Genomic DNA, 21,163 nt, shown 5'->3' on the forward strand with positions numbered 1-21,163 from the left:
AGTCGGAGCGCGCTAACCTGAAGCGCGCCTCCTGTTAGGAAACAACAAGTTATCTGATGGGAGATCACGGCATGGGAGCCGTTTACCCGGCGTTGGCCCCATGTCTGCGATGGAAGTCGCAGCTTTCTGCCCTCCTGCGAAGAACTTCCGCAGTGGTCGTGACTTTGCCGCTTGGCTGAGTCTTGTTCGCAGGCAACACTCGACGGGCGGCAAATAGCGGCTCGGCCGCGTCACAAAGATGGGCCAAAAGGATGTGCGGCGATTGCTCATCATCGGTGCGATGTCTGTGATCAACTCAATTGAACGACGAAACCGTTGTGTTGAGCCCTGGCTCGCCCATATGCTTGAAACTCCCCCTAGGATGGTGGTGGCTGTCGCATTAGCAAATCGAATGGCACGCCGGCTTTGGTCGATGTTGGCGACAGGCCAAGAATATCGAAACCGGGCACCGCTGCATAAGGCAGAGCCCGGATACCGGCAGGTATGTGAGGACGAAAGGATCGAATAAGGAAAGCGGATCGGCGAGATCGAATTTGGAAAAGCCATTGCAACCCTTCGTGGCCACGAGTCCGATAAACTGATTTGGACCTGAGTTCGCGTATTTCCATAAAGGCCAGCGGTCACATGCGCCGCACAAACAGGCCGGACACGTGACAGCACCCGATCATACTATCCAGAATTCGAAACTTCCCACCCATGGACCGGGGGCATCCATACGTGGGTTGCGACGAATCCTCTATCTTTTTGAAATGTAAGGAGAATGGAAATGGGCCACACAAAGTTGGATTTGCGTAAGAGCCGCACAATCGAAGATATGCTTAAGCGCAAGTGCCGTTAAGCAAGATCGCGGCTGAGATCGATAGGCTCCGCTCGACCGTCTATCGCGAGATTAGGTGGAACTCTTTAACCGACGAAGAACTGCCATAGCTGAGCGGATACTATGGGCTGGTCGCACTGCCGGAAGCGGCCAAGCGTTGTGCACTGCGGCGCAAATTGACCGGTTTGACGCGTTAAACTGCTCACCAATTCCAAAGATCCTCTGCCTTCTAACAAGTTTGCGACAGAACTGTTGCCGACCCGCTGCAAGACCCCAAGGGCAGCATGGCTTTGCGTCGCTTACACTACTCACATCGCGGTTGGCATAAGCTCTTTATCAAGTAATACTTCAATTAAGACTTTGGAAAATTTTCGGCTTCTTTTCTGTTTCAGGATACTCAGCATATGGCGACACGTCAGGATCAGGTTACCACTCGATCGCTCGCGCAAGCGGATGTTCGGCAAATGCTGGAAAATGGCGCTCCCAACGTCCTTGTCGTCGAAACTGACTTTCTGACCTCTGTAAAACTGCCCGAAGGGGCTGTTGTCGAGTATCCGGCGTTGATCGACGGAAACCTCATACTCGTACAGCCCGAAGGCACGCTGATCGTTTTCCCCAACGCAACTGAAACCTCGCTCCTTGTTGATACCGGCACCGCTTTTGTTCCTTTCAGCCGTCTTTTGAATGTGGCGACGCCGGAAAGCGAATGGACCACGCTCGGCGATGTGTCTCGGGTTCCGCTCCATTTCATTCTCAGCCCGGGAACGCCTCTTCAAGGATCTGCGGATGACCTGAAACTGATCGTCGAGGACCCGCTTGTCGGGCTTGAGGTCAATCCCCTGCTGCCTCCAACAGACTATGCCTTTGGTGACAGGTTTGAGCGCCACTATAGCGGTGATGATGACAATGGTTCCTCACCAGCAGATCTGACAATTGTCCTGAAAGGCCCGCTGATAACAGCGGAAACAGACGGCGTAACCGTCATTCGACCAGCCGATCAGATCGTCATCGTTACCAATCCACCTGACTCACCGGCCTCAGTTTCCGAAATCCGTATCGAAATCTCAGGATTGCCAGCCAATGCGACCAGCAGTCTTGGCAATCTCATCGCACAGCCTGACGGAACCAACACTCTGGCCTTTGTCGGGGCAGAGGCAGAATTTCAGACACTGACGCTGTCCTTCCCAACCGACTTCTCAACTGTCTCTCGGTCCGACATTGCCAATGGTCCTCTGACAGGAACAATCGAAGTTGTTGCGAGCACTGGTGCAACCGAAACACTTGATTTTCCGATCCGCGTGACCCCTGAGGGTGATGTTGAGATTGATGATACGCTGCCGGATCTGGTTCCGGACGAGACGGATGCTCCGACGCCTGTTGTGCCGTCGGAGCTGCTGCTGCCTGCGGTGACGGATGCGGATGGGTCTGAGGCGCTGGAGGCGCTGGTTCTGACGATCACGGGTCTGCCGGGCGGCTCGGATCTGGCGGGCCTGGGGATCACCCTGCCCGCGGGCGCGACCTCGCGCATCGGGGATGACGCGGCGACGGGGGCGGCAACGCTGGTGATCACGCTCAGGGCGGCGGATGTGGGCGACGTGCTGGCGGCGTATCAGGCGCTGTCGCTGTCCTTGCCTGCGGACTTCTCGACGGCCAACCGCTCGGACCTGACGGGCGGCGCCACCGCCCTGCCGCTGAGCCTGACGGTGGATGTGCAGACCGACGAGGACCAGAACCCCGCAACCGACACCCCCACCGACGGCACCGCAACCGCAACACGCATCGTCGAGATCGGCGCGACCGAGGACATCACGCTGAGCGCGCCGCGGTTGCGGCTTGCCTCCGAGGATGACGGGGTGCCGGGCAGCAGCCAGGGCGTGGATGTGGATCTGGGGATCGAGATTGCGATCACCGATCAGGACGGGTCCGAGACCGAAGACCCGAGCGATCCGCGCTTTGCGGCAACGGTTGAGATCCTCTTTGCGGGGCTGCCCGGGGCGGCGACGGCGAATGGCGGCACCCTGGATGCGGGTGCCGGGCGCTGGACCGGCACGGTTGCGCAGGCCGAGGCTTTGGTTCTGAGCCTGCCGGGGGATTACAACGGGGCGATCCTGTCGACGATCACGGTGACGACGCCCGAGGGCGTGGAGAGCGTGCCGCAGGCGATCGTGGTGACGCCCACGCCGGATATCGTGATCGATGGTGCGATCCTGAAGGCCGAGACGGACGCGCCGGTCGAGGTGCTGCTGTCGGACTTCATCTCTGTGCTGGTGACCGATCCGGACGAGACGGTGGAGAGCCTGAGCCTGAACCTGCCCGGCCTGCCGCCTGGGATGGGGGTCGCGGGCGATGGCGGTCTTGGCACCTTCACCGACGCGGGCGACGGCAGTTTTACCTTTGATCTGACGCTGCCTGCGGGGTCGGGTGTGGACCCGGCCGGGGTGCGGCTGATCTTCCCGACGGATTACTCGACAACAAACCCTGCGGTGATGCTGGAGGCGGCGCTGACGGTGACCACCAGCGATGGCACCTCCACGGGCGACATCCCGGTGGTGATCACCGAAGAGGGTGACGTGTTGCTCGAGGATGCGACGCTGACCCTGGCCGAGACCGACGCGCCGGTGCTGTTCACGCCCGCGGCCAGCCTGGTGCCGCAGGTGACGGATGCGGATGGCTCGGAAAGCATCGCGCTGGTGGCGGTGGTGTTCAACGCGCTGCCGCCGGGCACCCGGGTGTCGACCGATGGCGGCGTCAGCTTTGCGCCGCTGACCAATCCGGCGCTGAACTTCATCGGCACGCTGGCCGAGTATCAGAGCCTGGTGCTGTCGCTGCCCACCGATTACTCGACGCAGAATCCGGCGACCACGCTTTATGCCGAGGTTGCGGCGGTGTCGGACGAAGGCGGCTTTGGCCTCGCGCGTCTGGATGTTGTTGTGTCGTATGAGCTGGATGTGACGCTTGCGGCGCCCGGCGCTCTGGTGGCGGTCGAGGATGGCGATGGGGTTGATGGCGGCGGCGTGACGGTGGATCTGCAGATCACGGTCCAGGCAACGGACCGGGACGGATCCGAGGACAGCACGCGCGTTGAGATCGCCTTCAGTGATCTGCCGCCGGGGGCGGCTGTGAACGGCGGCACGCTGGATGCGGGAACGGGCATCTGGACCGGCACGATGGCGCAGGCCGAGGCGCTGACGCTGCATCTTCCGGGGGATTACTCGGGCACGATCAGCTCGGTGATCACGGCGCGGAGCCCGGAAGGCACGGTGAGCACGGCGCAGGTGCTGACGGTTGCGCCTGCGGGCGATATCGACTTCCATATCGAAGAGCTTGTGGCCGCCGAGACGGATGCGCGGGTGGTGGTGACGCCGTCGGCGGCCTGGGCCGTCTCGGTCTCGGACAGCGATCCGGGGCTGCCGGCCGAGGGGCTGGAGACGGTGGTGCTGAGCCTTGCGGACCTGCCGCCGAACGTGCAGGTGCTGGGGGTTCCGGCGGGCACGATCAGCTACAATCCGGCTGCCGGGGGTCCGCTGACCTTCACCGGCACCGAGGCGCAATACCTGGCGCTGCACCTCTCCTTCCCGGCGGATTATTCCACCGAAAGCCCGGCGGCGGACGGCCTGGTGCTGAGCGGCACCCTCACGGCGACCTCAACCGAGGATGCGGGCGGCCAGTCGGCGCCGGTGAGCCTGCGGATCACCCCTGAGGGTGATGTTGAGATTGATGATACGCTGCCGGATCTGGTTCCGGACGAGACGGATGCTCCGACGCCTGTTGTGCCGTCGGAGCTGCTGCTGCCTGCGGTGACGGATGCGGATGGGTCTGAGGCGCTGGAGGCGCTGGTTCTGACGATCACGGGTCTGCCGGGCGGCTCGGATCTGGCGGGCCTGGGGATCACCCTGCCCGCGGGCGCGACCTCGCGCATCGGGGATGACGCGGCGACGGGGGCGGCAACGCTGGTGATCACGCTCAGGGCGGCGGATGTGGGCGACGTGCTGGCGGCGTATCAGGCGCTGTCGCTGTCCTTGCCTGCGGACTTCTCGACGGCCAACCGCTCGGACCTGACGGGCGGCGCCACCGCCCTGCCGCTGAGCCTGACGGTGGATGTGCAGACCGACGAGGACCAGAACCCCGCAACCGACACCCCCACCGACGGCACCGCAACCGCAACACGCATCGTCGAGATCGGCTTCGAGCTGGACGTGACACTGGATGCACCTGCGACACTGACAAGATCTGAAGACAGCAGTGGCGTTGGTGTGACGCTGGATCTTGGTATTCAGGTTGCAGCAACCGATATCGATGGCTCGGAAGACAGTACGACGGTCGAAATCCAGTTTACCGGTCTTCCTGATGGTTCCACCTTCTCTGTCGGGCAATTCGATCCCGCTACGGGGATCTGGACGGGTAACATGGTGGCGGCCAATGCTCTGAACCTGACCCTGCCAGAGGACTATTCGGGCACAATCCAGAGCCAGATCAGGGCGCTGAGCCCTGAGGGAACAGTGAGCGTTGACCAGATCATCGAGATCACGCCAACCGGCGATATCGTTCTGGACGTCGAAGAACTGCGCGCCCAGGAAACGGATGCGCGTATTGTTGTTACGCCATCAACCGTCTGGCAGGTCAGTGTGGATGACACTGACGGAAATATGCCGTTTGAGGTGATCGAGACGATCTCGATTAACCTTGCGGATCTGCCACCCAATGTTCTGGTCCTGAATGTCCCGGCATCGACCTATTCCTATGACCCTGCAACAGGCGGCGGGCTGACCTTCACCGGAACCGAGGCTCAGTATCAGGCACTGCAGCTCTCATTCCCGACAGATTACTCGACCGAGAGCCCGGCGGCGGACGACCTTGTTCTGGACGGCACCCTTTCGGCAACATCCACAGAAGATGCCAGCGGTATCAGCACGTCGATATCTCTGCGCATCACGCCTGAGGGCGATGTTGAGATCGATGACAGCCTGCCAGACACCGTGCCAGACGAGACGGACGCTAGCACGCTGGTTACGCCCTCAGACCTGTTGTTGCCCGCTGCATCCGATCTGGACGGGTCGGAGGCACTGGAGACGCTGACGCTCGTGATCGACGGGTTGCCAGCCGGATCTGATGAAACCTCGTTGATGATAACGGTTCCGACCGGCGCAACCTTGAATTTTGCAACCGATGCTGCAACCGGGGCCAGTACGCTGACCTTGACCATGGATGCCGCGAATGTGGGTGATGTCGCGGCGGCCTATGCTGCATTCAATCTGACTTTGCCTGTCGATTTCTCGACGGCAAACCGGTCCGACCTGACCGATGGGTCAACCACCCTGCCCCTGACCTTCACACTCGATGTGCAGACAGATGAAGATCAGGATCCCGCGACAGACACACCGACAGATGGAACAGCCACAGCGACGCGTGTGGTTGAGATTGGGTTTGAAGAGGACATTTCCCTCGCAGCCCCGTTGCTGATCACGGCCGAAGAGGATGGTGGAAATACCGGCGATCCCGATCTGGGCGTTAATGTTGATCTTGAGATCCAGATCGATATCACCGACCAGGATGGATCTGAAACCGCCGATCCGAGCGATCCCAGATTTGCGGCACAAGTCAGTATCGAGATGTTTGGTCTGCCTGCAGGCACTGGGGTCAATGGTGGCACCCTGACCGGCACCAGTTGGGTTGGCACCGTGGCCCAGGCAAACAATCTGGTCCTGTCCCTGCCCCCCAACTACAATGGCGAAATCCTCAATCTCATCACTGTGACAACACCTGAAGGTGCCGAGAACACCGTGCAGGGTGTCATCGTTTCCCCAACGCCGGACATCATCATCGAAGGCGAAGTAACCGTTGATGAAACCGATGCAGTGGTTGATGTGCGATTGTCGGATTTCATCGACATCATTGTCGATCCGAGCGAAACGATCCTGAACCTGACCTTTGATCTGGATGGGTTGCCTACGGGGACCGAGGTTTTGGATGGCGGAGGTAATCCGATCGGCATGTTCACCGACAACGGCGATGGAACCTCCGATTTCCTCTACATCTTTAATGGGGTTGGCAGCATCCCCACTGGCGCGACGATCAAGCTGCCAACGGACTACTCCACGACGAACCCGATGCAGAGCCTGTTTGCCACGATCTCGGTCACGACAAACGAAGGAACCGTGTCCCGGGATGTGCCGGTCACCGTGCGCGAAGAGGGCGATCTGGCCATTGGCGATGGCAGCTTTGCGTTGGCCGAAACCGATGCACCGGTTCAGTTCCGCCCGGCGGATCAGATCACACCGGTGGCAACGGATCTGGACGGATCGGAATCCGTCACGCGGGTTGCCGTATTGTTCAATGCCCTGCCAACCGGGACACGGTATTCAACCGATGGCGGCACGACTTTCCAGGATGCGCTACCGACGCTGCAGTTTGTTGGCACGCTGGCCGAGTACAACAATCTGATCATCGAACTCCCAACGGACTTTTCGACCGGGAGCCCTGCAACCACGCTCACAGGATCTGTCTTTGCCGTCACCGATGAAGGCGGTCTGGGCCGCGGCGATCTGACGGTGACTGTCGAAGCCGAAGGCGATCTGACATTGAGCGGGCCTGGCCGGTTGGATCTGGTCGAGAATGACGCACCGGGCGATATCGACGAAGACACCACGACAGAAGCGCCGCTTGATGCGCGTCTGGTGGATGCGATCTCGGCCACGTCCCCCGATGCCGATGGATCAGAGAGCATCGCGACCGTTGATGTCACGGTTTCCGGTTTGCCCGACGGGACACAGTATTCGACCGACGGTGGAACCACTTTCATGGCCGTGCCCGCGGGCACGACATTTGTGTTCAATGGTCTTACCGACGCCGAATACAAGGGCCTGATCTTGCGTCTGCCCGACGATTTCTCGACCACCACGGACATCACGGGCAGCGCGACATTCACCACCGACGAGGCCATTCTCGCAGGTGAGACCGACGTTGACGGCACCGATGGGATTGAAACCCGAGGCTTTGTCATCACCGTCTCGTCGGAACAAGACGTGGTCATCGCGGCTCAGGACATCACGGTGATCGAGGATCTGGGTAGCTTCATCCCCCTCAACCTCGATGCAGCTGTCACCGATCTCGACGGCTCCGAGAGTATCACCGCCATCACGGTCGATTTCACCGGATTGCCGACAGGGGACACCGTTTTGACCGGTGGTGTGATCGTGAACGGACCCACCGACAGCTGGACCGGCACCCTGGCCGAGTTGCAGGCGCTTGGCGTGGTATCCTTCCCGCAGCATTTCTCGGGCACTGTTGGTGTCACAGTCACGGTGCAGACGGACGAAGGCACCACTGCTGGCACTTCCGAGAGCTTTGATCTGAATGTGACGCCTGTTGCCGAGCCGACTCTGGTCATTTCCGTCGATGACAGTCCCGCCAGCGTAGACCGGATCGCCGCGGGGAATTATCTGGTCGACGAAGACAGCTCGTTCTTGATGACCTTCGACGCGCAGACACCGGACCGCGACGGGTCCGAGCAACTGACAACCATCGTGGTCGACAACATGCCTGCGGGCTGGGTTCCGAACACGAATGGGACTGTTGATCTGTCGCTGTTCGAACAGGGTGCCGCGCAAGTGGCATCTGCCGCAGTTTCCGGCACAACACTGACGATCACGCTCAACAGCGGCGTGCAGGAGTTCATGGGCGCACTCAGGGTCACGCCTTTGGCCGATGACGACCGCGACGCTGCAACGATCGTCGGCGACGACCTCGTGGCGACGGTCACATCCGTTGACACCGCGGCTGGCCTGCCCTCGGACACACAAACGGCGCAGGATGATCTGGATATCGATGTCGATGCGATTGTCGATCCGCTTGATTTCACGGTGGCCAATTCGCGGACAAACGAAAACACCGGCGGCTCCAAACGTGTCAACATAGAGCTCAGCAATATTGCCCTGCAGGACAATGATGGCTCCGAAGTGCTGCAAAGCCTTGTGCTAAGCATCGCGGTTGCCACCGAAAGCGACAATTTCGATCCGTCCAATACCAATGACCTTCTGCTCGAAGTCAGCAACAAGGGACTGGCCTCGAAGGTGCAGATCACGCAGGCCGGATCGACGCTGACCAGCGTGGATTATGCGATCACGCCGCTGCCCACGACCAGCGCGCAGGAGTTTGCCGATGCGCTTGATTTGATGCGTATCGTTGTGCCCCAGCACTTTAGCGGCGTCCTGACGCTTGATGGAACATTGGCCTGGAATGAGACCACCACCGGCGATGTCGAGGTGGATACCAGCGACAACTTCGCGACCACGGATTTCCAGATCATCCAAACAGTACGTCCACGTGCCGAAGCAGAGCTGACGGCTTCGGTGTTTGTCCGTAGACCAGCCGAAGTGGCCGATGACAGCCAGCAGATCGTCAGCGCCACGATCAAGGATGGCTCTGTCAGCGGGGATGAGATTCTGACCCTGCTGGAAAGCACCGCCGATGGCAGCGGTCCTGGTCAGGTCGACCTTTACGTCGGGCTTGATGCTTCGACGCCCGATACGGACGGGTCCGAGCAGATCGAGACCATCGTGATCACGAACGTCCCGACGGACTGGATCGCCGACCATCTCAGCGGCACAACTGTACAGCAATCCGCATTCTTTCAGCCCGATGGCGGCCTGCCACTGGCACAGACGACCTACGACCTGATTGACAGCGCGACATACAACCAGGCGACCGGTGATCTGACCATTAGCTTTGTGCCGGATGTCACCTCTTTTGAAGCGTCGCTGCAACTGCGACCCTCGCTTTATGAAGACTACGATGTTGATCGACAGAACGGCGATCCGTTCTCGTCTGTGGGTGACTTCTTTGGCGACGATCTGAACATCGAGGTTTCGGTATCGGACGACAACACCGACGAGGTGCGCAACGCCCAGGCGGATGCGACTTTTGATGTCGATGTGGACCCGGTCAACAACATCGCTGTCATCCTGACACTGCCTCAGGGCAATGAGATGGTGATCGACGATGCCGGTGGTGTCTGGCAGATCCCCTTCCAGCCCGTCATTCAAGACACTGACGGGTCGGAATCCGTCACCGCCGTTGTCATGCGCGAAGTGCCAAATGGCGTTACGGTCTATGTTCAGGATTCCAGCGATCCGACCGGCCCAAAGATCCCTGCTCTGCTGACAGATGTGAACGTGCCGCCCGGATTCAACTCGTGGAGCCTGGAAAACGAAAGCTGGCTGACGGCGGAACTGCGTGGCATTCCGACCCATTACGCGGGCGACTACCCTCTCAAGATTGACGTGGTGACAACCGAATCCGACGGTGGCAACACCCGCATCACAACGCTTGACGAAGTATTGCGTGTGGATCCGGTGATTGATGGCGGCGATCCATCCGAAAGCTTCAACGGTCAGGAAGACACGGCACTTGCCACGCCCATCGATGGCAACATCATCGACAACATGAACAACTCACCCGGATCGCCCGAGGCGATACTGGGTCAGGTTGTCATCACAAACGTGGTGCCGGATTCCTTTGGCCGTGTGCCGACCTTCTTCCTTGGGCCGCCGCAAGCTGACCCGGTCATTCCCGACCGGTACTACAATTCACTGCCTGTCGACGCCAACGGTGAATTGCGCCTGACGCCGACACAGGCCGCCGAACTGTGGATCCTACCCGGCAAGGACAGCAACGAAACCATCGAGTTCGACGTCTCGGTCATCTACTATGAGACGATTGATCAAAGCCAGTTCCAGCTCGCAACCGGCACCGTCACGGTCAACGTTACAGGCATTGCCGATGATCCGATCCTTGAATTGCAGAACCCGGATCCGACCGACGATCCAAACTCAGGCATCACCGATGATCAGATCGACGATGCCTACCGGCCAACCGAAATAGTCGACGGTGTCGCGAACGCAGACCGGGTTTATGGCTATGCGGGCAAAGACAACGCGGCATTCGCATTGGACTCGCGCATTCGGGATATCTTCCTGCGAACCGGTCCGATCTCACCCGACAACCTGTTCCGACCGGCAGATCCGATCGAAGGTCGTATGACCGAGATCACCTTTGCTGGCGGACAGTTCGACGGGTCCGAGACCCTGTACTACCTGATCACGGACGTTGATCCGAGTGTATCCTTCCTTGGCGGAACACCCATCGATTCGAGCGGTGAGTCCTATGTGGTCACGGCGGATCAACTCGCGACGCTGGAATTTGTCCCGACCAACGTGACCGAGGTGACCTATTACGACATGACAATCCACGCGATTGTCGTGGAAGATGACCAACCCCTCAATGGCCTGATCGGAACACCCGAAGAAGTTCTGATGCTGATCGACTCTTTGCCGGGCGGATCAGTCGTCCCGATGGACTTTACCGTGGTTGTTGTACCAGCAACGGGTAATGGAACCGATCCCTGTGATCCGGAACAAGAACTGCCCCTTCCAATGCTCGAACTCATCGGCAGCGGAGACGAGGATACGGTGATCGAGTTGACGCTCAAGATCACGCCGCAGCCTCCGTTCTATGACTCCATCGACGATCTGGTGAACCTGCCAAACGGTGTTACCGGCGATTTCGGCATCGGGATCGAGCTGCCACCGGGGTCATCATTGGCGACCGACCCGCCCGGAGGCGCGCTGTTCGACCCCGTCACCGGTTTCTGGGTCATCGACCTGTCCGTGCTTGGCGTTGATCCCAGCGACCCGACACAGACCGAAGGCAAGCTGCTGTTCACGCCGCCTCCGCATGAATCCAGCCCGACAAATCCGTTCGATCCGGCCGATACCTTTGGGCCCGATGATCCGTATGACGAGCTGAACTCGCTCAACTATTCGATGATCCTCAACAACTTCACCTGCGGCACATCGGATTCAGCAAGCAGCACGTTCAGCCTGACCATCAATCCGGTGGTTGATCCGCCCGTGATCCGCCTGACCGGAGGTCGGTCCTTCGACGAGGACACGGTGTTCGATCTTGGCCTTTCAATCACGAGCCCGGATGGCGGCGAACGCCCCGGAGATACGGTTGAAATCGACCTTGATACAAGATCTGGAGCAGAACTGCTGGATGAGAATGGCAATCCGCTAACAGGTACTGATGTCGGTGGAGGCTTTACACGATTCCTGGTTGACTATGATGATATCGACACGCTTGGCCTCAGAGCGGCAGAGCATTATAGTGGTCAATTGGAAATTCGAATAACGGCCACAAGCGAGGATATTGACGGAAGTACTGCATCGTCGACGCTGTTTCAAACGCTTCAGGTCATCCCGGTTGCGGATGATCCGTTCTTCAACTTTAACAACACGATCCTGGATCCAGACACCGGACAGCCCTTTGTCGACGAAAGCGGGCGTGTACCGATCATCACCGCGATCGAGGACATTCCGCTGAACCTGAGCCAGTTCATCGAGGCTAACACTCCCGATCAGGATGGATCGGAGACCATTACAATCGTTCTGGCAGGTGTGCCGGATTACCTGAATGTCACCGGACCGTCGAACAACGGCTTCATCGACAACGGGGATGGCAGCTATACGATCTCCGAGGCGGCCTTCCCGCTGGTTTCCGTCGAGCTTGTGAATCAGCACGCCCGGACACCAGATTCCCTTGATCCCACCTTGCCTAGTGAAATCCCGCTCAGCCTGACGGTGAATACGCTAGAGCTGGCAAATTCAGATCAGGCGACCGGAACGCAGAACTTTGTTCTGCGCGTGCGGCCGGATGCAGACACACCCACGTTGACGGCTAGTATTGATCCAACAACCGGCGTCGAGGATTCCGGCGATCTCTTTACCCTGACCCTGTCCGGTGAAACACCAGATCCCCATGAAACAATGAGCTTTGAGGTCGTCGTTCCAACCGGCGGCAAGATCTTTGTGGATGGGATCGAACAACCGGTTGTCGGTGGCGTAGTCACCTTGGGTGGAACACCCAGCCCAACCGTGAACCCGTCGATCAACCTGGGCTTTGCACCAGATGGTGTGGTGACGTTCCTTGCGCCGCCTGATTTTGGTGGCATGACATCGCTGGATGTGACGGCCATCACCACGGATGCCGACGGGATCTTTACCGACACTGAGCGTACCCCGACGCAAACACTGGACCTGGATATCGCGGTTGCGCCGGATCTTGTGTTCAGTGTTCTGGACCCAGATGTGGAGTTGGATGAAACCGACGCGGTCGTGACCCACGATCCGGCTGGAGATTTCGATATTCAGGTCACCGATGTCGATGGTTCTGAGATGGTCGATAACGTGACCTACACGATCACCGGTGTTCCTGACGGCATGGCCTATCAGGTGGGCTCGAATCCGATTGTGCCAGTGACCACCGCCGATCTGAGCTTCACGGGCAGCCTTGCTGATTTCCAGCAGCTTACGCTGATCTTCCCGCAGGACTACGCCACCAATGGCATGCCGCTGAACGGTACGATCAATGTCACCACAAACGAAGGCGGTGATGAAAGCGGAGCCTTCACCATCGATGTAGATGGTGAGTTGGATCTGTCCGTAATGGTCGATGTGCAGCCCAACACTGCCCCACAAACCGGGGTACCCATTGTTGTCGACTTCGGTATCATGGCCACCGTCACGGATGTTCAGGCGGTTCCGTCCGAAACGCTCGAAGAGGTGTTGGTAGACTTCACTGATCCCCTGCCCCCGGGCACGACATCCTCGGCCGGTACGATCAGCGGAGACCGCCTTACCTTGACGCGCGGCTCAACGTCCCCGGCGGACTTCGCAGTGCTTGTGGCCGCCCTGTCGATCACAGTACCGGGCACCTATGCTGGCGTGCTTGAGGGTGAGATCACGGTCTCAACCAACCACGGCAGCGGTGTGCCCGAGGCGTTCCAGGTCGCAATCAATGATCAGCCGGACGTGAGCGGCCCGGTCAACATCAGTTCAACTGACCCGAGTTTCGCAATCTCGTTTACCGACCTTTTGGCCAATTCGACAGATCCGGATCAGCCGCTGACGGTCGAGAACATTACCTCCAGCGATCCGCTTGTGGGGCTGAATGTCATTGGCTCGACCGTATTTGTGACGGTGCCGGATGCCTATGTCGGAATGCCGACACTGACCTATGACGTCGTCGACAGCGGACCTGGACCGGCGCGCTCGACCGCGACCGCAAATCTCGACATAGACACGTTGCAGATGGAACCGAATGGCACCCATACAGGACCCGACGGGCTTACCCGTGATTTGATGGACAACGTCACCGGAGCAGTTGGCGGCACTGACATCGCGCGGGGCACCGGTGGCGATGACGCGGTGGTCCTGGACGTGACCAATCCTTACGTAGAAATCGAAGGGTTCGAAATGCAGGGCGGTTCTGACTTTGTGGACCTGAGCAATTCGACCCGTGATTTCCGGGTCGATCTTGGCGCCGGTGACGATTGGGGCAGAGGAGGTAATGGCAACGACGTTCTGATTGGCGGCGCCGGGGCGGACACCCTTGAAGGCGGCGGAGGCACCGACATCTTTACGATCACGGATCTCGGGTCCGCCGATGTCATCCTGGATTTCGAGGAACCAGTCGGAATTCTGTTCCCGGTTGGTGTCGACCAGATCGATCTCACCTCTGTTGTTGCGCTGAGCCTGGGTGAAGACCTGGCAGACCACGTGGGCTATGAAAATTCCAACGGCGCATTGACCGTGGACGGATCACTGGCGGCAACCGTCAATGCTGACGGCGGTGGCTTTGCTGACGAAGTTGAAGTGATCTTTACCAACGCCAGCGGCGCTCAAGAAACCGCAATCATCTAAGTGGAAAGGTGCAGTGCAGTTCCCTGATCGCTGGCGTCAGGCCTTTTGTTTCGCGGCCAAGACTGAGCCTGCTGGTCGAAATTCTGGCTTGCTTAGCGCTCCCGCATGGCTTCAAGCTGGGCTTTCCGGAATGGTTTGAGCAGGTAGTCCAGAACCGTGCGCTCACCGGTCTGGATGTCCAGGGACGCGACCATACCTGGTCGGATCTCATGGCTTTCGTCTCCGCGAACCAATAAGTTGCTCTCGGTTTCGACTATGATCGGGAAATAGATCTCGCCCGTGGCCTCGTCCTGCTGGGCATCCGCGCCGACCCGCATCACCTGTCCGTCCAGCGCACCGTAGATCGTGAAATCAAAAGATGTGAGCTTCACGCTTGCGGGCAACCCCGGGTAGACAAAGGCCACATCCTCGGGCCGGATCCGCGCTTCGACCTGTAGGCGATCATCTTGCGGTACGATCTGCAACAGCTCCTCGCCTGGGGCAACAACCGAGCCGATGGTATTGACGTTGAGCACCGACACGATGCCTGTGACCGGCGCGCGCAGGGCCGCCCGCGAAACCACATCGCTGGCGCTTTTGATACTCTCCTGTATCACGCTGATCTGATTGAGCGTATCTGACCGTTCAATGCTGATTTCTGCCCGACGTTGTAGTTTCAATTCCTCAAGCCTGGCTTCGGCTTCGCGCAGCGCAGCGCGGGCCTGCTCGCGGCGGCTCACCAGTGCGTCCTGCTCTTGCCGCCGTGCAGACAGTTCCCGCTCGATCGGAATGATCTGTGCACGAGGGACGACCCCACTTTCTGTCTTGAGCTCGATCTCTTCCTGCAACAAGCCGATCCCTTCAGCGACACGTGTCAGGTTACCTTCGGTCTCTTCAATCTCACGCTGCCTTTGGTTCAGCTGAGCCTCGAGAACCGCTCTCTGACCAAAGTAGCTGGCGGTTCGACTGTCAAAGATCGCAGCCTCGCGCAGGGCCTGGGCACTGTCGGGATCGATGTTCGTGCCATCGAAGCTGAGCGCATCTGCCCCCGCCAGTTCGGCCGCAAGACGCAATCCCCGGATCGACAATGCATCCAGTTGCGCGTTCAGTTCACCCAGCGAAGCCGAAGATCCCGTATCATCAATGCGGATGATGATCTGGCCCGCCTCAACCGCGTCCCCCTCGCGCACGAGGATCTCACGAACAATGCCACCTTCAAGGCTTTCCAAAACCCGCGCCTTGCCCGAGGGAACAACGCGACCTTGCCCGCGTGCAACTTCTTCGATGCGTGCTTGAGATGCCCAGACCACCGCCGCGGTAACCAGTGCGATGACAATGATCAGCAGCAAGGTCAAAAGACGGGACGACCGCCCCATCCTGGCGGCATCCTGCCCTTGGGCAAATTCCCGGATTTTCCAGTCCTGCCCGCTCATGCCTTTGGCGCCTTGACCGAGGCGAGCACCTGATCCCGCGCCCCATCCATTCGGATCTGTCCGTTTTCAAGAACGATAACCCGATCGACCAAGGCCAACAGGCTGGTTCGATGTGTCGACACAACCAGTGTCATGGACCGCTGCTGAAGGATCCGTTTAAGACGCTCGACAAAAAACTGCTCGGTCGCAGTGTCCATCGACGAGGTCGGCTCATCAAGAATGAGGACCTTTGGTTTCGGCAAGAGAGCCCGCGCAAGTGCAACCATCTGCCTCTGCCCGCCTGACAGGTTGGCCCCACGCTCGGCAATCGGCATCGCAAAGCCCATCGGGTTCTTTGCCGCCAGCCCGTCCACCCCGGTCAACCGCGCAACCCTCAGCACATCTTCGACGGTGGCCTGCGGCATGCCAAAGGCGATGTTTTCAGCCAGCGTGCCGGAAAACAGGACCGCATTCTGGGTCACCAGCTGCACATCACGCCGCAATGTCGCCGGACCAAGTTGCGTAATGTTTAGACCATCCAGCGTCGCCAGACCGTCCGTCGGGCGGTAGAGACCGCTCATCAGGCGCACGAGGCTGGTCTTGCCCGCACCAACAGGCCCGATCAGCCCTATGGATTCTAATCCGGCCGTCTCAAAAGACACTTCTTTCAATGCGGGAACCGAGGCACCGGGATATTCAAGCGAGACATCCTTGAAAACATAGGCCCCCTGCTCGATCCGCGCGTTCAGTACGTTCCCGGCTGTCGGCTTTTGCGAGGGGCTTGCCATCAATGCATTGAGGCTGCGCAAGGTTGAAAAGGCAAAGCTTGCACGAACAAAAAGCGCTGCCAGAGACGCAGTTGGGGCAAGTGCCCGTCCCGAGAGGATCATCGCGGCAATCACGGCCCCCATGGTCAGACTGCCCTCGAGCGCCAGATAAACGCCGATGATCACGATACCAATGCTCGACGCCTGCTGCGCCAGACCTGTGATCGTGGTCGAGAATGTGGCGAGTTTCTTGCTGCGCTCATTAACGCGGGCACTCTCGGCCACGTGCTGTTCCCAGCGGGACTGCATGCGCCCCTGCCCCGCTATCGATTTGAGCGTTTCCAATTCGGTCAACGCTTCGACAGCGACCGCGTTCTTGATACCCGTCGATTGCCGGGATGCGTTTGTTGCACCGCGCAAGGGAAGCATGATGAATGCTCCCAGCAGCAGCACAACCGCCAGCGCGATGGCAGGCGGATAAGCCAGCGGACCACCAAGATACGCAATCACAGCAATGAACAGCACACTGAAACAAAGGTCGGTCAGGGTTGCCAGTGTTTGGGACGAAAAGAAGTCTCGAACCTGTTCATAGTCTTTGAGCGTATTGATCAGTGCACCTGCCGGCTGCATGGTTTGCTGCAGCTCGAGATCCGAAAGATGGCGAAAGATCGAGGCCGAAACAGCCTGATCCACGTTTCGACCCACATTGTCGACGACCGCCGCGCGGATCCATTTCAGGATCGCATCAAAAACCAGCGCAATACCCACGGCTGCGACCAAAGACCAGAGCGTAGTGATCGCGGCTGTGGGAAAGACCCGATCATAGACATTCATCGTAAAGATCGGAACTGCCAGTCCAAGCAGATTGACCAGGACCGAAGCAAGCATGACCTGAAAGTACTCGGGCCAATAGCGCGCCGCCACGCTCCAGTACCAGTGTCTGGGTGCTTTGACGGTTTCTGAAAGAGCCCCGCTCTGCGCAGTATCGCTCCGCACCAACAACGCGTGCCCGGCATAAGCCTTGATCAGATCTTCACGCGATAATTCAATGGGTTCATCGGATCGTGTTGGCCAGATGACACGACAAGTATCGGAGCCGCTTTCCAGCAGAACACAGGCTTCGCGATCGCGTAAAAACAGGATGGCAGGCAGAACGCCTTCGGGCAGCGCGCCCAGCTTGCGCCTGGTCAGATGCGCTCTGAACCCATGCTCTTCAAGCGCTGACACTGCCAGACCTGGTGTAAGCAATCCATCAACTGGTAACGGAACACCCGCCAAAATGCCATCGACACCAATATCCTGCCCATTCAAACGGGCGCAGACAGCAACCGCCTGGGCCAACGGATCCGAGGACAAGCGCGCAAAATCCCACTCCTTGGCTGCGCGCACACGTGGCTTTGCAGTTCCCTTTTGGGCCACGGCTTTGATTTGAACGCGAGGTGTCGTGTCCGTCTGTTTTTCAGAATCAGATATTGCGTCTCTCCCGCATCGGACCCGGTCTACTTATCGACCGTTTTCCGCCAGTTCTTGAAGGAGTTTGCATCAAACTGACGTTCGCTGCTGACCTCGCTCAACCCCGGTGCGCCCACCTGATCGCGGGCATAGGGTTGGGAATCCTCGGGCGGTTCCATTCCCAGTGTAGGCAACAGAACCCCGATGGACGCCAGCAGGCGGTATTCGACATAGGTCGCAAGGCTTCGTGCATTGATCAGATTGGCCTCGGCCTGAAACAGCGCACTCTGGGTGTTCAACACATCCAGAAGCGACCGGTTGCCGACCAGATATTCTGTCTCATATGCCTCACGCAGGTTGCGCGACAGACGAGCCTGAGCCTGAATGGTCGACAACCGACGTTTGGCGGAGCGAAGGGTCGACCAGGACTGGCGCACCTCGCTCTCGACCCTGCGGGTGTGGGACAATAGATGCGACCGGCTTTCATTCACTCGGCGCGCCTGCTCCTGACGCTCGGCACGTTTGCGGTTGCCCTGAAACTCGTATCGCATGACCACACCAACCCGAAAATCCTCGCGGTCGCCGGTAAACCCGCCAACGTCTTCGCCTGTTCGCCCCTCTGCTTCGAGGTGCAATGTGGGATACTGGTTCGAATTGGCCCGACGAGACAACGCCTCGGCAGAGCCGACATCCGACTGCATGAACTTGATTGTCGGATTGTCCGAACGCGCCCGTCCAATTGCTGTCTCCAGCGAAGGTGGAACAGCGCGAGAGATGACCGGTATCGTCTGAAGCGCTTTTGCCTCGACCCCAACGGTGGCAAGAAACAAAGTCTTGGCGTCTTCGGAGTTGAGTTGAAACTCTAGAATGATGTCTTCGGCCAGGTAGACGCGCTCTTCGCCTTGTTGCAGGTCACCGATCCCAACGACCCCACGATCGTACCCGGTCTTCAAACGGCCATAGACATCACGATGATAGGCCAGATTGCTTTGCGCAAGTGACAAAAGCGACTGGGTTCGCAATACGTCTGAATACAGACGTACGGCCTCCAACGACAAAACCTCGGAGCGCTCAAGAACCCGAAAGGCAGCACCGTCAATCCGGTAGGCCTGACGCTCGATTTCAGACCGCGTCCGAAAGCCGTCAAACAACATCTGAGAAATGCGTGCGGTTGCTTCGTACCCATCAACCGACCCGGCTGCCGCCCCCAGATCAGGCGAGGCCGTTCCGCGGTTCTCACTGGTTCCGGCCCAGACCTCGAATTCGACGCGCGGTGCATAGAAGTTCCGCGCCTGTTCAAGCTCAAATTCGATCGCCTGTTTGTTTGCCTCGGCCGCCTTGATATCGGGGTTCGTCTCAAGAACGAACAGGATCGTATCCTTGAGAGACAAAGCGTCGGCCCTGCTTGCTCCCAAGGTGGCAGCGGCCACAGACAAAGCGCACATCACTGCTTTGAACACACAAAAACCCTTCGGTTGTGAAACTCTGAAACCCATGGTGACAAACCTATACCGAAAATGCCTTAAGGACATAAGTCCAACTTCGATTACTTGAATAAGTCAGACACGTTGTCCACAATACAACAATAGCAAATTTCCCCGTATGAGGAATTTCGATGCGTTTAACCCTGATACGCCTGAGTGCGGCAGTGATTACCATACTCCTTCCTTCGCTGCTGGCTGCACAGCTCATGGGAACAGTCAACTTCGACTTTGACTCCGATCAGCTGGATGCCCAAGCCCAGCAGAAAATCCTCGAAATTGCCGAGTCGCTGAAATCGACCGACAGCTACAAACCAACAGTAATCGTTGGCTACACAGACGCTGTCGGAGGTTCCTCCTATAATGATAACCTCGGGCTTCGCCGCGCCGAAGCAGTCGCCAACGCGCTTAGGGCCGCAGGTGTACCAATAGATCGGGTGGGCAAGACCGAAACACGCGGCAAAAACGAGCTTCTGGTCGCCGTCTCTACACCGGAGCGCCTGAACCGTCGCGTCACCGTAGGTCTTGAGGACATTCTTGCTGCCTGCCGCAGTTATCGTGAGATTCCACTGACACCCTCGGATGTCGGGGACGCCCTGCAAGCTGACCTCGTTACGCGGGTGCAGGAGGCGGTGAGCTACTACGGCCAACTCACCAGCAACGGCGGCAATGCTTCGGCCTTTCAGATGGCAGGAGCCGCGCGCGCGGATTGCGAGCAGGCAGTTGGCTTTAACCGGGACGCGGTCCGCAAGGTCGAATATGCCAAAAAGTGCTTTTGTAGTTCGGCGCGAATGCAGGTCGCATTGGGCCTGATCCCGGCGAACTGATCTACCATTGCTCCATTGTGATGTCCGGGTATCTGAAAAAGCCCCGGGGTTATTGCCAAGTTGTTCGCCCGGTTTGAGCACACTATGCCGACTCTATGAACATTCCAACAAACATGCCGCGCCTGAAGGGCTTCCGCTTTCCTCGTGACATCATCGCCTATCCCGTTTAGGCGTACCATCATTTCGCACTGAGCACGGCTAATGTTGAGGATCTGTTGGCGGAGCGAGGCGTGATAGTCAGTCGTGAAGCTATCCGGCTCTGGGTTAATCGCTTTGATCGACATTTCGCCACCTGCATAAGGCGCGAACGGCCTGTACCGCGAGAAAGTGGCACTTCGATGAAGTTGTTATTTCAATCCGCGGCGTGAAACATTGGCTTTGGCGGGCCATTGATGCGGATGGGAACTTGCCGGATACTCTTGTGCAAACGAGGCGAAGTGCCAGAGCGGCAAAGCGTTTTCTGAATCGGCTGATTGCGCGGTTCCATCAACCACGCGTTGCGACAACCAATAAATTGCGCAGTTACATCAAGCCGATAAAGACCTTAGGCTCAGGACTCATAACCAGAAAATGACGATTGCAGCGAGAGCGATTGCCGACAGGAAGACTTTCGGGCACCGGTCATATCGTGTTGCTACTCGCCGCCAATCCTTCAGCCTCCCGAACATGAT

The 21,163-nt window shown here is 58.7% G+C and carries 6 protein-coding genes and 3 pseudogenes; 5 read left to right on the forward strand and 4 right to left on the reverse strand.

What is annotated here, in order from left to right:
* Positions 1 to 31 precede the first annotated feature (31 nt).
* The 3 genes and pseudogenes from TRM7615_RS26150 (at position 32) to TRM7615_RS24355 (ending at position 14,574) form a co-directional block, all read left to right on the forward strand.
* Positions 32 to 217 carry a transposase gene (locus TRM7615_RS26150; protein ID WP_268877568.1) on the forward strand — a complete coding sequence of 62 codons (186 nt, stop codon included), beginning with the start codon at positions 32 to 34 and terminating at the stop codon, positions 215 to 217.
* Between the two features lie 549 nt (positions 218 to 766).
* Positions 767 to 1,005: pseudogene (locus TRM7615_RS26300) on the forward strand (helix-turn-helix domain-containing protein); the annotation flags it as partial.
* A 216-nt stretch (positions 1,006 to 1,221) separates the two neighbouring features.
* Positions 1,222 to 14,574, forward strand: coding sequence for a hypothetical protein (locus TRM7615_RS24355; protein WP_108792583.1), 13,353 nt, complete (start codon positions 1,222 to 1,224; stop codon positions 14,572 to 14,574).
* A gap of 92 nt (positions 14,575 to 14,666) precedes the next feature.
* Here the strand turns inward: TRM7615_RS24355 and TRM7615_RS24360 are convergent, their stop codons facing one another.
* The 3 genes from TRM7615_RS24360 to TRM7615_RS24370 form a co-directional block, all read right to left on the reverse strand.
* Positions 14,667 to 15,986 (reverse strand): HlyD family type I secretion periplasmic adaptor subunit, encoded by a 1,320-nt coding sequence (locus tag TRM7615_RS24360; protein ID WP_108792584.1) that lies wholly within the window; start codon positions 15,984 to 15,986, stop codon positions 14,667 to 14,669.
* A complete protein-coding gene (locus TRM7615_RS24365; RefSeq protein WP_165821535.1) occupies positions 15,983 to 18,088 on the reverse strand; it encodes a type I secretion system permease/ATPase in 2,106 nt (701 codons plus the stop codon). Before TRM7615_RS24365 ends, TRM7615_RS24360 begins: the two co-directional genes overlap by 4 nt.
* 143 nt (positions 18,089 to 18,231) lie before the next feature.
* A complete protein-coding gene (locus TRM7615_RS24370; RefSeq protein WP_235824207.1) occupies positions 18,232 to 19,644 on the reverse strand; it encodes a TolC family protein in 1,413 nt (470 codons plus the stop codon).
* 155 nt (positions 19,645 to 19,799) lie between these two features.
* Between TRM7615_RS24370 and TRM7615_RS24375 the strand changes: the two genes are divergently transcribed.
* Both TRM7615_RS24375 and TRM7615_RS24380 read left to right on the forward strand, forming a co-directional pair.
* Positions 19,800 to 20,492 (forward strand): OmpA family protein, encoded by a 693-nt coding sequence (locus tag TRM7615_RS24375; protein WP_108792587.1) that lies wholly within the window; start codon positions 19,800 to 19,802, stop codon positions 20,490 to 20,492.
* Between the two features lie 95 nt (positions 20,493 to 20,587).
* Positions 20,588 to 21,039 (forward strand): annotated as a pseudogene (locus tag TRM7615_RS24380) (IS6 family transposase); the annotation flags it as partial.
* Positions 21,040 to 21,049: 10 nt separating this feature from the next.
* On the opposite strand, the pseudogene TRM7615_RS24385 reads toward TRM7615_RS24380, so the two are convergent.
* Positions 21,050 to 21,163 (reverse strand): annotated as a pseudogene (locus TRM7615_RS24385) (IS5/IS1182 family transposase); the annotation flags it as partial.

The organism is Falsiruegeria mediterranea M17 (genome assembly GCF_900302455.1).
In the GTDB taxonomy this organism is placed as follows: domain Bacteria; phylum Pseudomonadota; class Alphaproteobacteria; order Rhodobacterales; family Rhodobacteraceae; genus Falsiruegeria; species Falsiruegeria mediterranea.

What these genes read in the sequence shown, in the direction of transcription:
- TRM7615_RS24355 (WP_108792583.1), top strand. Translation starts at nt 1,222, where the DNA reads ATGGCGACACGTCAGGATCAGGTTACCACTCGATCGCTCGCGCAAGCG.
- TRM7615_RS24360 (WP_108792584.1), bottom strand. Translation starts at nt 15,986, where the DNA reads ATGAGCGGGCAGGACTGGAAAATCCGGGAATTTGCCCAAGGGCAGGAT.
- TRM7615_RS24375 (WP_108792587.1), top strand. Translation starts at nt 19,800, where the DNA reads ATGCGTTTAACCCTGATACGCCTGAGTGCGGCAGTGATTACCATACTC.